This window comes from Aeromicrobium phoceense, from assembly GCF_013868155.1.
Lineage (GTDB): Bacteria > Actinomycetota > Actinomycetes > Propionibacteriales > Nocardioidaceae > Aeromicrobium > Aeromicrobium phoceense.
Genome location: NZ_JACEOG010000001.1, coordinates 2,682,201 through 2,694,450, shown reverse-complemented (window position 1 = coordinate 2,694,450; position 12,250 = coordinate 2,682,201). Strand labels below are relative to the sequence as shown.

The 12,250-nt window shown below is 71.8% G+C and carries 11 protein-coding genes; 10 read left to right on the top strand and 1 reads right to left on the bottom strand.

Features of this window, described 5'->3' with window-relative positions; genetic code table 11:
- Positions 1 to 263 precede the first annotated feature (263 nt).
- From trpC to lgt, 4 genes are read left to right on the top strand one after another with little or no spacing between them, the layout of a single operon-like run.
- Positions 264 to 1,079, top strand: a complete 816-nt coding sequence (gene trpC / locus H1W00_RS13140) for an indole-3-glycerol phosphate synthase TrpC (protein ID WP_181756101.1) — start codon at positions 264 to 266, stop codon at positions 1,077 to 1,079.
- 39 nt (positions 1,080 to 1,118) lie between these two features.
- Complete coding sequence (trpB, locus tag H1W00_RS13135) at positions 1,119 to 2,366, top strand: tryptophan synthase subunit beta (RefSeq protein ID WP_181756100.1); 1,248 nt, start codon at positions 1,119 to 1,121, stop codon at positions 2,364 to 2,366.
- Positions 2,363 to 3,157, top strand: a complete 795-nt coding sequence (gene trpA / locus H1W00_RS13130; protein WP_181756099.1) for a tryptophan synthase subunit alpha — start codon at positions 2,363 to 2,365, stop codon at positions 3,155 to 3,157. Before trpB ends, trpA begins: the two co-directional genes overlap by 4 nt.
- 1 nt (position 3,158) lies before the next feature.
- Positions 3,159 to 3,998, top strand: coding sequence for a prolipoprotein diacylglyceryl transferase (gene lgt, locus H1W00_RS13125; RefSeq protein WP_181756098.1), 840 nt, complete (start codon positions 3,159 to 3,161; stop codon positions 3,996 to 3,998).
- Positions 3,999 to 4,030: 32 nt separating this feature from the next.
- Here lgt and H1W00_RS13120 read toward each other — a convergent pair whose 3' ends face one another.
- The gene (locus tag H1W00_RS13120; RefSeq protein WP_181756097.1) at positions 4,031 to 4,252 is read right to left on the bottom strand and encodes an antitoxin; all 222 of its coding nucleotides are present in this window, start codon (positions 4,250 to 4,252) and stop codon (positions 4,031 to 4,033) included.
- A 90-nt stretch (positions 4,253 to 4,342) separates the two neighbouring features.
- On the opposite strand from H1W00_RS13120, the gene miaA reads away from it, so the two are divergent.
- The 6 genes from miaA to galE are packed head-to-tail and all read left to right on the top strand — an operon-like array spanning position 4,343 to position 12,249.
- Positions 4,343 to 5,251, top strand: a complete 909-nt coding sequence (miaA, locus tag H1W00_RS13115; protein WP_181756096.1) for a tRNA (adenosine(37)-N6)-dimethylallyltransferase MiaA — start codon at positions 4,343 to 4,345, stop codon at positions 5,249 to 5,251.
- Positions 5,252 to 5,260: 9 nt separating this feature from the next.
- Complete coding sequence (dapF, locus tag H1W00_RS13110) at positions 5,261 to 6,073, top strand: diaminopimelate epimerase (RefSeq protein WP_181756095.1); 813 nt, start codon at positions 5,261 to 5,263, stop codon at positions 6,071 to 6,073.
- On the top strand, positions 6,070 to 7,464 hold the full coding sequence (hflX, locus tag H1W00_RS13105; RefSeq protein WP_181756094.1) for a GTPase HflX: 1,395 nt from the start codon (positions 6,070 to 6,072) through the stop codon (positions 7,462 to 7,464). The genes dapF and hflX overlap by 4 nt, the downstream gene beginning before the upstream one ends.
- A 56-nt stretch (positions 7,465 to 7,520) precedes the next feature.
- Positions 7,521 to 9,470: an ATP-dependent DNA helicase gene (locus tag H1W00_RS13100; protein WP_181756093.1), complete on the top strand. Its 1,950-nt coding sequence runs from the start codon at positions 7,521 to 7,523 to the stop codon at positions 9,468 to 9,470.
- A gap of 42 nt (positions 9,471 to 9,512) precedes the next feature.
- Positions 9,513 to 11,258 (top strand): carboxypeptidase-like regulatory domain-containing protein, encoded by a 1,746-nt coding sequence (locus tag H1W00_RS13095; protein ID WP_181756092.1) that lies wholly within the window; start codon positions 9,513 to 9,515, stop codon positions 11,256 to 11,258.
- 22 nt (positions 11,259 to 11,280) lie between these two features.
- The gene (galE, locus tag H1W00_RS13090; protein WP_181756091.1) at positions 11,281 to 12,249 is read left to right on the top strand and encodes a UDP-glucose 4-epimerase GalE; all 969 of its coding nucleotides are present in this window, start codon (positions 11,281 to 11,283) and stop codon (positions 12,247 to 12,249) included.
- Position 12,250: the final 1 nt, after the last annotated feature.

Genomic DNA, 12,250 nt, shown 5'->3' with positions numbered 1-12,250 from the left:
GTCCTGTCCCGCCCCCGCCGCCGTAGGACGGCGGCGGGGGCGGGACAGGACCACCCGGGGTCTCCGGGTCGGGTCCGGTGGGCGGCTCGTTGGTCGACATGGGGCGAGCATAGGGAGGTTGAGCGGCTCCGTACACCGTGCGGAACATCGATCATGCCAGTGATGCTGTCCCGAAACGGAGGGTGCGTGCCGGTTGACCGCGGTGCGGGGATACGCTGGAGGTCAGTTCGGAGCCGAGTCCCGACAGGGGAAGGGAGAGTGCGATGACCGTGCTCGACGACATCCTCGCGGGGGTGGCCGAGGACCTGGCCGAGCGTCAGAGCCGGGTCTCCCTGGACGACCTCAAGCGCCAGGCCGACAAGCAGCCGCCGGCCCTGGATCCCATGCCGGCGTTCCGCGCCGAGGGCGTGTCGGTGATCGCCGAGGTCAAGCGTTCCAGTCCCAGCCTGGGCGCGCTCGCCGACATCAAGGACCCGGCCCAGCTCGCCGCCGACTACGCGGCCGGCGGCGCCGCCGCGATCAGCGTGCTCACCGAGCAGCGTCGCTTCAACGGCACCCTCGACGACCTGCGCGCCGTGCGTGGCCAGGTCGACGTGCCGGTGCTGCGCAAGGACTTCATCACCACGTCGTACCAGCTGTGGGAGGCGCGAGCCGCCGGCGCCGACATGGCCCTGCTCATCGTGGCCGCTCTCGACCAGAACGCGCTGGAGTCGCTCATCGACCGTGCCCGGTCGATCGGCCTGACCCCGCTGATCGAGGTCCACGACGAGGCCGAGGTGCGCCGCGCCCTCGCGGCCGACGCCGACCTCATCGGCGTGAACGCCCGCAACCTCAAGACCCTCGAGGTCGACCGCGGCACCTTCGAGCGCCTCGCCCCCCGGATCCCCGACTCGGTGGTGAAGGTCGCCGAGTCCGGTGTCCGTGGACCGCACGACGTGATCGAGTACGCGCGCTTCGGCGCCAACGTCGTGCTCGTCGGCGAGACCCTCGTGAGGGGCGACGATCCCCGCGCCACCGTGGCGGACCTGGTCGCGGCCGGCTCCCACCCGGCCCTGCAGCACCGATGGCAGCCGAGCTGAGACCACCAGCTCCCCGCCGACCCCTCACCCAGGACGACCATGACTGACATCTCCGGCCGATCGCCGTCGCGATCGGCGCTTCCCGACGGTCCGGGCCACTTCGGCCGCTTCGGCGGCCGGTTCATGCCCGAGGCCCTGATCGCCCCGCTCGACGAGATCACCCGCGAGTGGGAGGCCGCCCAGGCCGATCCCGCGTTCCGCGCCGAGCTCGACCGCATGCTGCGCGAGTACGCCAACGTGCCCAGCCCGCTGTACGAGGCGCACCGGTTCTCCCGGGCCGTCGGTGCGCGCATCCTGCTCAAGCGCGAGGACCTCAACCACACCGGCGCCCACAAGATCCGCAACGTGATCGGGCAGGCGCTGCTGGCCAAGCGCATCGGCAAGCCGCGCTGCATCGCCGAGACCGGGGCCGGCCAGCACGGCGTCGCCTCCGCCACGGCGTGCGCCTACCTCGACCTGGACTGCACCGTCTACATGGGCCAGGTCGACACCGAGCGCCAGGCGCTCAACGTCGCCCGCATGCAGATGCTGGGCGCCGAGGTCATCCCGGTCACCACCGGCAGCGCCACCCTCAAGGACGCGATCAACGAGGCCCTGCGCGACTGGGTCACCACGGTCGACACCACGCACTACCTCTTCGGCACCGCCGCGGGCCCGCACCCGTTCCCGACGATGGTCCGCGAGCTGACCCGGGGCATCGGCGACGAGGCCCGCGCCCAGGTCCTCGATCTCGACGGCAGGCTGCCCGACGCGGCCGTCGCGTGCGTGGGCGGCGGATCGAACGCGATCGGCCTCTTCACGGCGTTCGTGCCCGACGAGAGCGTGCGGCTCATCGGCATCGAGGCGGGCGGCGACGGCTTCGAGACCGGTCGGCACGCCGCCACGATCACCGCCGGCGAGGTCGGCGTGCTCCACGGTGCCCGCTCGTTCCTGCTGCAGGACGAGGACGGCCAGACGATCGAGTCGCACTCGATCAGCGCCGGCCTCGACTACCCGGGCGTGGGCCCCGAGCACGCGCACCTGGCCGACATCGGACGGGCCCAGTACCGGCCCGCCACCGACGCCCAGGCGATGTCCGCGTTCGACCTGCTGTGCAAGACCGAGGGGATCATCCCGGCGATCGAGTCGGCGCACGCGCTGGCCGGCGCGGTCGAGCTCGCCAAGGAGCTGGGCCCCGACGCCACGATCCTGGTCAACCTCTCGGGCCGCGGCGACAAGGACGTGCACACGGCCGCGAAGTACTTCGGGCTGCTGGACGAGAACGACCGGGCGGAGACCGACCGATGACCGTCGTTGACGAGCTGTTCGAGCGGACGCGCGCCGAGAACCGCGCGGCCCTCGTGGGCTACCTGCCCGCCGGGTTCCCCACGGTGGACGGCTCCATCGCCGCCATCGGCGCCATGATCGAGGCCGGGGTCGACCTGGTCGAGGTGGGCCTGCCGTACAGCGATCCCGTGATGGACGGGCCCACGATCCAGGCCGCCGCGGAGGCCGCGCTGGTCAACGGCACCCGGGTCGACGACGTGTTCCGCGTCGTGGAGGCCTCGGCCGCCGGCGCCCCCACCGTCGTCATGACCTACTGGAACCCGGTGGAGCGCCGCGGTGTCGACCGGTTCGCTGCTGACCTCGCCACCGCCGGGGGAGCGGGGCTCATCACGCCCGACCTCATCCCCGACGAGGCCGTCGACTGGGAGCGCGCCTCCCGCGAGCAGGGCCTGGACCGCATCTACCTCGTGTCGCCGTCGTCGTCCGACGAGCGGCTGGCGATGACGGCCGAGGCCGCCAGCGGCTTCATCTACGCCACCGCGGTCATGGGCGTCACGGGCCAGCGTGAGCAGACCAGCAGCCTCGCGCCCGAGCTGGTCGGCCGCCTGCGCAAGGTCACCGACAAGCCCGTCGGCGTGGGTCTCGGCGTCAGCAACGGCGCCCAGGCCCACGAGATCGCCGAGTTCTCCGACGCGGTGATCGTGGGATCGGCGCTCGTGCGCTGCCTCCTCGACCAGCCCGACGAGGCCTCGGGGCTCGCCGCCATCCGCGACCTCGTGACCGACCTGCGCACCGGCGTCGAACGGGACTGACATGACCATCGCCACGTTCATCCCCTCGCCGGAACAGGCCGTCTGGCACCTCGGGCCGCTGCCCCTGCGGGCCTATGCGCTGTGCATCATCGCCGGCGTCTTCGCCGCGATCTGGATCACCGACCGCCGGTTCGTCGCGGCCGGCGGCCGCCCCGGCGCGATCGGCGACGTGGCGATCTGGGCCGTGCCGTTCGGCATCATCGGCGGGCGGATCTACCACGTCCTCACCGATCCCCAGCTCTACTTCGGCGACGGTCGCGACCCGATCGACGCGCTGAAGATCTGGGAGGGCGGCCTGGGCATCTGGGGCGCCATCGCGTTCGGCGGCCTGGGCGCGTGGATCGCCTGCCGCCGGTACGACATCGACTTCCTGAAGATGGCCGACGCCCTGGCACCCGGACTGCTGGTCGCGCAGGCGATCGGGCGGCTCGGCAACTACTTCAACCAGGAGCTCTTCGGGCGTCCCACCACGCTGCCGTGGGGCCTGGAGATCTCCGAGCAGCACCGTCCCGACGGCTACGAACAGTTCGCCACCTTCCACCCCACGTTCCTCTACGAGGCGCTGTGGAACCTCGCGGCCGCGGCGCTGCTGGTCTGGCTGGGCAAGCGCTTCGCGCTGACGCACGGACGGGTGTTCGCGCTCTACGTCATGCTCTACACGCTCGGGCGCGGCTGGATCGAGGCGCTGCGGATCGACACGGTGAACCACATCGGCCCGTTCCGGCTGAACATCTGGACCTCGATCGTGGTGTTCTGCCTGGCGCTGGCCTACTTCGTCTGGGCCGGCCGCCGGTACCGCGAGACCCCTGAGCGTGACGTTTCCGGGGCCGACACGCCGTAGGTGACCCCGGGAACGTCACTGCCAGCGCCTCCTCAGGCCGTCGGGTCCTCGTCGAGCCGGTCCGCGGCCTCCTTGAGCCTGGCCGCCGCGTCGTCGATCTTCTCGGTGAACTTGCCGTCGGTGGCCTTGTCGGCGAGGTCCGCGACCTTGTCGATCGCGGCGTCGATGTCCTCGTCGTGCCGCGCCGCCTCCTCCTTGGCCCGGTCGACCAGCTGCTCGGCGTCCTTGCCCTTGAACCTGTCCAGGAAGCCCATGGGTGCCCCTCTCGTCGATGAAGGACCGCCCGGCGGTCCCGCACGTCACGGTACTTCGGGTCGGCCGCGTCCGCCTGAAAGACTGGGCCCATGAGACCGAGCCGTCCCGTCGTCGCCGTCGTGGGCCCCACCGCCTCGGGCAAGACGCGGCTCTCGGTCGGCCTGGCTCGTGCGGTGGGCGGTGAGATCGTCAACGCCGACTCCGTGCAGCTGTACCGCGGCATGGACGTGGGCAGCGCGAAGGCCACCGAGGCGGAGCGCGCCGGGGTCCCGCACCACCTGCTCGACGTCCTCGACCCCTCCGAGGAGGCGAGCGTCGCGGCGTTCCAGCGGGAGGCGCGCGCCACGATTGAGCAGATCCGTGGGCGCGACGCGGTGCCGATCCTCGTGGGTGGCTCGTCGCTGTACGTGCGCGCCGTGATCGATCCGCTCGACTTCCCGGGCACCGATCCGCAGGTGCGCGCGCGGTGGGCTGATCGCCTCGACGAGGTCGGTCCCGAGGCGCTGCACGCCGAGCTCGGCCTCCGCGACCCGCAGGCCGCCGCGGCCATCCTGCCCACCAACGGGCGCCGGATCGTCCGTGCCCTCGAGGTGGGCGAGCTGACGGGCGAGCCGTTCACGGCCACGATGCCCGAACCGGTGTCGATCTACCCCGAGGTCGTGATGATCGGGCTCGACGTGCCTCGCGACGTGCTCGACGCGCGCATCGACGCCCGCGTCGACGCGATGTGGGCCGACGGCATCGTTGACGAGGTCAGGGGACTGCCCGGTCTCGCGGGCTCGCCAACGGCCTCGCGGGCCCTCGGGTACCAGCAGGTGCTCGCGATGCTGGCCGGTGAGCTGACCGAGGACGAGGCGCGCGACGAGACGAAGTCCGGCACCCGGCGGTTCGCGCGGCGCCAGGACCGGATGATGCGCAAGGACCCGCGTATCCACTGGCTGCCGTTCGACGACCCCGACCTGCTCGGGCGGGCGGTGGCACTCGTCGATCACCCGTAGGCTGGGGACATGGAATTCACGTGGTTCAAGGGGCACGGCACCGAGAACGACTTCGTGCTGCTGCCCGACCACGACGGCACCCTCCACGGTGACCTCGACCCGGCATTCGTGGCCGCCCTGTGCGACCGGCGCCGCGGCATCGGCGCCGACGGTGTCATGCGTGTCGTGCGCTGCACCGCGCTGGGGCACAACTCGCCCGCGGAGTGGTTCATGGACTACCGCAACGCCGACGGCTCGCTGAGCCAGATGTGCGGCAACGGCATCCGCGTGTTCGCGCGCCACCTGCTCGAGCAGGGTCTCGTCGAGGGGCCGGAGTTCCCGATCGACACGCGGGACGGGCTGAAGTTCCTCTCCGTCGTCGGCGACGAGATCGCGGTCGACATGGGGGCTTTCACCACCGGCACGCACTCCAAGGTCTCGGCCGCCGGCCAGACCTGGGAGGCGCTCGAGGTGCACACCGGCAACCCGCACGCCGTCGCGTTCGTCGACCGCGTGCAGGACGCCGGCACCCTGCTGGAGCAGCCCGCGTTCTCCGAGTCGGTCTACCCCGAGGGCGTCAACATCGAGTTCGTCGAGCGGCGCGGCACCCACCATGTGGGGATGCGCGTCCACGAGCGCGGCTCGGGCGAGACCCGCTCCTGCGGCACCGGCGCGTGCGCCGCGGCGATCGCCACCGCCCGTGCGGACGGAGCACACGATCCCACCGAGTACCGGGTCGACGTGCCCGGCGGAACCCTGCACGTGACCGTCGAGCCGGAGCGCACCGTCCTGCGGGGACCGGCCCGGATCGTGGCCGGCGGAACGATGGAGTGGCGCGGATGAGCGACGAGACCCGTCCCGACCTCCAGCAGGGGGAGATGGACCTGCAGGACCGTTCGTCGCTGCGCCGTGTGGCCGGACTGTCCACCGAGCTCGAGGACATCAGCGAGGTCGAGTACCGCCAGCTGCGGCTCGAGCGCGTGGTGCTCGTCGGCGTGTGGACCGAGGGCACCGTCGAGGACGCCGAGAACTCCCTGACCGAGCTCAAGGCGCTGGCCGAGACGGCCGGCTCCGAGGTGCTCGACGCGCTCATCCAGCGCCGCCCGAAGCCCGACCCCGCCACCTACATCGGCAGCGGCAAGGTCGAGGAGCTGCGCGAGGCGGTGCGCGCGACCGGTGCCGACACCGTGATCTGCGACGGCGAGCTGGCGCCGAGTCAGCTGCGCAACCTGGAGGACCGCGTCAAGGTCAAGGTCGTCGACCGCGTGGCGCTGATCCTCGACATCTTCGCCCAGCACGCCAAGAGCGCCGAGGGCAAGGCCCAGGTCGAGCTGGCGCAGCTGCAGTACCAGACCCAGCGCCTGCGCGGCTGGGGCGGCAACCTGTCCCGGCAGGCCGGTGGCCAGGCCGCCGGCGGCGAGGGCATCGGCGGCCGTGGTCCCGGTGAGACGAAGCTCGAGACCGACCGCCGCCGCATCCAGGCCAAGATGGCGAAGCTGCGCCGCGAGCTCAAGGAGCTGCGCGGCACCCGCGAGACCAAGAAGGCCGAGCGCCGCCGCAACAAGATCCCGTCGGTCGCGATCGCCGGGTACACCAACGCCGGCAAGTCGAGCCTGCTCAACCGGCTGACCGGTGCGGGCGTGCTGGTCGAGGACGCGCTGTTCGCCACCCTCGACCCCACCACGCGTCGCGCCGAGACGTCGGATGGACGCGTCTACACGCTCTCGGACACCGTCGGCTTCGTCCGACACCTGCCGCACCAGCTGGTGGAGGCGTTCCGCTCCACCCTCGAGGAGGTGGCCGACGCCGACCTCGTCCTGCACGTGGTCGACGGGTCGCACCCTGACCCCGAGGGCCAGATCGCCGCGGTCCGCGAGGTGTTCGCGCAGATCGAGGCCGTCCGGGTCCCGGAGGTCATCGTCATCAACAAGGCCGACCAGGCCGACCCCCTCGTGCTCAAGGCGCTGCTGGCCCGCGAGCCGCACGCGGTCGTCGTGAGCGCCCGCACGGGGGAGGGCATCGACGAGCTGCTGAACGCGATCGAGGCCGACCTACCGGTGCCCGAGGTGCTGGTCGACGCGGTGGTGCCGTACTCGCGTGGCGACCTCGTGAACCAGCTGCACCTGCACGCCGAGATCGAGCAGCTCGAGCACGTCGCCGACGGCACCCACGTCGTCGCGCGCGTCCATCCCGAGCTCGCCGCCGAGCTCGAGCAGTTCGCCCGGGCCCACTGAACCGGTCCCTGTGGATCGGTGAGCCCGCGGCTCCGGCGGCCGGGTAGCGTTCTGCCATGCCCTCCCGACCCGGTGTGACCGACGTTCTCGGTGCCGCCGTCGCGGCGGTGGGCGGATCCGAGCGCCCCGGGCAGGTCGCGATGGCCGAGGCGGTCGCGCAGGCCCTCTCCGAGGAGCGCCACCTGCTGGTCCAGGCCGGCACCGGCACCGGCAAGTCGCTGGGCTACCTCGTGCCGGCGCTGCTGCACGACAAGCGCGTCGTGGTCGCCACGGCCACGCTCAACCTCCAGCACCAGCTGGTCGAGCGCGACATCCCCGCCCTCAAGGAGGCGGCGCGCGGCACCATGTCCACGGTGCCGCACCACGCCGTGCTCAAGGGCCGCGCCAACTACGCGTGCCTGCATCGGGTCCGGCAGGGCGCTCCCGACGACCAGGGCGTCCTCGTCGAGGTGCCCGAGGGCTCGCTGGGCGCCGAGGTCGTGCAGCTGCGCGAGTGGGCCGAGGACCAGGCGCAGGGCGGCCACGCGGGCGACCGCGACGGCGCGCCCACCCACGGCGAGCGCGCCTGGCGCCAGGTCAGCGTCTCCTCGCGCGAGTGCCTCGGCGCCGCGCGCTGCGAGTACGCCGCCGAGTGCTTCGCCGAGCGGGCCCGCGAGGACGCCGCCAACGCCCACGTCGTCGTCACGAACCACGCGATGCTCGCGATCGACGCGATCGAGGGCATCCCGATGCTGCCGGAGTTCGACGCGGTGGTGGTCGACGAGGCGCACGAGCTCGCCGCCCGGGTGACCCAGGCATCCACCGACGAGCTCGACCCCGGCCTCATCGAGCGAGCCGCCCGCCGCGCTCGGTCCTACCTCGACGACGGGGGCACCGCCGACGACCTCAGTGACGCCGCCGACGCCCTCGCCGATGCGCTCACGCACGTCCAGCCCGGCCGGATCGACGCGATCGAGCCCGCCCTCGCCGGAGCGCTCGCCCTCGTCCGCGACAGCGCCCGTGCCTGCTTCTCGAACTTCACCAAGGAGAAGGGCGAGGAGGCCGACCCGGGCCGCCAGCAGGCGCGCACCTCGATCGACGACGTCCGCAGCGTGGCCGAGCGCATGGCCGCCGGGCGCGAGACCGAGGTGCTGTGGCTGGGGGAGGGCCGCACCGGCCTGCACCTGCGCATCGCGCCGATCGACGTCTCGGGCGCGCTGCGCGAGAAGCTGTTCGGGGAGAAGACCGTCGTGCTCACCAGTGCGACCCTCACCCTCGGTGGCTCGTTCGGTCCCGTCGCCGCGTCCCTCGGGCTGGACATGAAGGGCGAGAACTGGACCGGGCTCGACGTCGGCTCGCCGTTCGACTACCAGCGCCAGGGCATCCTCTACGTCGCGCGCCACCTGCCGGCGCCGGGCCGCGACGGGCTCGAGGCCGAGCAGCTGGGCGAGATCACCGCCCTCGTGAAGGCGGCCGGCGGCCGCACCCTCGGGCTGTTCTCCTCGCGGCGCGCCGCCGAGCGGGCGGCCGAGTACGTGCGCGAGTCCCTGCCCGACCTCGACATCCTCTGCCAGGGCGACGCCCAGCTGCCCGAGCTGGCCCGCCGCTTCGCCGAGGAGCCGAGCGCGTGCCTGTTCGGCACGCTGAGCCTGTGGCAGGGCGTCGACCTGCCGGGGGACACGTGCACCCTGGTGATCATCGACCGCATCCCGTTCCCGCGCCCCGACGACCCACTCAGCAGCGCCCGCCAGCGCCTCGTCGAGCGTCGCGGCGGCAACGGCTTCATGCAGGTGGCCGCGCAGCACGCGGCGCTGCTGCTGGCCCAGGGCGTCGGACGCCTGATCAGGCGCTCCACCGACCGCGGCGTGGTGGCGATCCTGGACTCGCGCCTGGTCACCGCGCGGTACGGCGGATTCCTGGCTTCCTCCCTGCCGCCGCTGTGGCGTACCACCGACCGATCGGTCGTCACCGCGGCGCTGCGCCGCCTCGACGAAACGGCGAAGGCGGGGAATCAGGCCTCGGTTTGATACCGTGGCCCGGACTCATCGCTCAACCAGCTCGGGGATCCCATGCCGTTCCGTCTTCCCTCGCTCGCCGCTGCATGCCTGGCGCTCGTCGGATCTCTCTTCGTCGCCGTCGCACCTGCGCAGGCCGCGGGCACACTGTCGACCAAGACCGCCCTCGTGGCCATGACCGACGCCGGGTACGGCGCCGTCTGGGCGCGCTGCACCAAGAAGAAGACGTGCAAGGGCCACATCTGGGTCGACGGCGTCTCCTCCCAGAAGCGCAGCTTCAAGGTCAAGGCCCGGTCGTCGCGTTACGTGACGTTCCGCAACACGACGTGGCGCGCGAAGCCGAAGGCGGTCGTGCGGATGAGCGGCGCGGCTGCGCGCCCCATCACGCAACAGGCCAAGGTCACCTACGGCACCATCTCCGGCACCGTCGCCCGCACCGGCGGCGCGGCCGCCACCGGCGTCAAGGTCGAGCTGTGGCGCCTGGGCTCGCGCAACCGCAACGTGCTGATCTCCACCGCCAACGACGTCGAGCGCAACGGCGGCCGCTTCTCCTTCCGCGTCCGCATGGGGGCGAACAACTCCCCGTCCGCCAGCTACAAGCTGCACATCATCGGCACCTCCGGCGGCGAGCGCCGCTCGTGGTGGTTCCGTGGCAACGGCGCGGGCGCCTTCGCCGGCGGCGCACGTGACATGAGCGCGGGCACCACGATCCGCGTCACCCGCGGCGGGAAGTACCGCTACGTCGCCAACGCGCGCTACGCCTCGATCCGCGGCCAGGTCGTCAACGGCTCGAAGCCGGTCGCCGGCTCCGAGGTCACCATCGTGGGCCGTCCGCCGTACTGGTCCCGCTCCTCGCGCGTGCTGCGCGACCTGGACTTCATGTCCTGCGCCAACGTCTACGGACGCACCCGCACCAACTCCAGCGGTCGTTACGAGGTGGGGTTCCTGCCCACCTCCGGCAACCGCATCTACGCCGTCAAGCCCGCCGGTGGCCTGTGGTTCGGCGCCAACGACCGCGGCTGGGGCTCGTGCCACACGATGGTCAACCAGCGTGCCGAGGCCAGCTCCACGGGCCGCATGCTCCAGCTGCCCAACGGCGGCCTCTCCGGCCGCGTGCAGAACATCGGCCGGCACCGCACCAAGGTCTCAGTCATCGCCGGTGGCTACCAGGGCCGCTCCAGCTCGGCCAAGGTCGACCGCTACCTGACGATCCGCGAGTACGCGACGGGCCGCGCGATCCTCGCGTCCGACGTCGTCCGTGCCGGCAGCGGCCGCCAGGTGAGTCTGGGCGAGGGCTACTACTGGTTCGAGATGGGCCGCCGCACCGGCTGCCACGCCTGGTACAAGAGCCGTTACAAGAACAACGACGGCTACTTCAACGGACTCGATCGCGGGTTCGAGAAGTGGAAGGCCAAGAACTACAAGATGTACCGCCAGCACTGCCGGGCCTGGACGTCCGGCACGTACAAGCGCGTGTACGTCAAGGGCTCGTCGATGCGCGTCGGCCTGAAGAACTACAAGGGCGGCTCGGTCAGCGGTCGTGTCACGGCGAACAAGGTCAAGCCGCGCACCGAGCTGATGATCCGCCTGACCTCCACCGACGGCAAGAAGGTCTACCGCACCGCGATGACCGACGGCGGCGGCCGCTTCAAGGTCACCGGCTTGGCGTCGGGTCGCTACCGCATCGTCGTCAACGCCGACTCGTGGCGCGGCATCTCGCGCGGGTTCTCCGGTCCGAAGACCGTCAAGGTCACGCGGGGCAAGAACAAGTCCGTGGGCACCCTGAAGTTCCGGCAGTAGCCCGGCGTCCTAGGCTGCCAGCATGGCGATCCTGGTCACCGGCGGAGCCGGCTACATCGGTGCTCACGTCGTCCGGGCCCTCGAGCGCGCCGGCCTGGAGTCTGTCGTCGTCGACGACCTCTCCAGCGGCCACCGCGAGTTCGTGCGACCCGAGGTCCCGTTCATCGACCTCAACGTCCTGCACGCGAAGCAGCTGGTCGACCAGCTCGCCGAGCACCACATCGAAGCGGTCATCCACCTGGCCGCGTTCAAGTACGCCGGGGTGTCGGTCGAGCGTCCGGCCCACACGTGGCGCCAGAACGCCGGCGGCACGCTGAGCCTGCTGCGCGCCATGGAGCGGCTCGACATCGGCGCGATCGTCTTCTCCAGCACGGCAGCGGTCTACGGGACCCCCGACGTGGAGACGGTCACCGAGGACACCGCCACCCGACCGGAGTCGCCCTACGGCGAGTCCAAGCTCGTGGGGGAGTGGATGATCCGCGACCAGGCCCAGGCCACAGGGCTGCGCCACACGTCGCTGCGCTACTTCAACGTCGTGGGATCGGGTGAGCCCGACCTCTACGACTCGAGCCCGCACAACCTCTTCCCGCTGGTGATCCGGGCCCTCGCCCAGGGACACCGCCCGCGGATCTTCGGCGAGGACTACCCGACCCCCGACGGCACCTGCGTGCGCGACTACGTGCACGTGGCCGACCTCGCGGAGGCGCACGTCACCGCGGTGCGCCGGCTGCTGGCCGGCAACGAGCTCGAGCGGGTCTACAACCTGGGCAACGGCGAGGGGGTCTCCGTGCGCCAGATCATGCAGTCGGTCTCCGACGCCACGGGCATCGCGTTCGAGCCCGAGGTGATGGGACGTCGTCCCGGCGACCCGGCCCGCATCGTGGCCTCGGGCGCGCTCGCGGCGCGCGACCTCGACTGGAAGCTGACCCACACGCTCGACGACATGGTCGCCAGCGCGTGGGCCTCGCGTCCGGTCGAGCCGGCCGACTGAC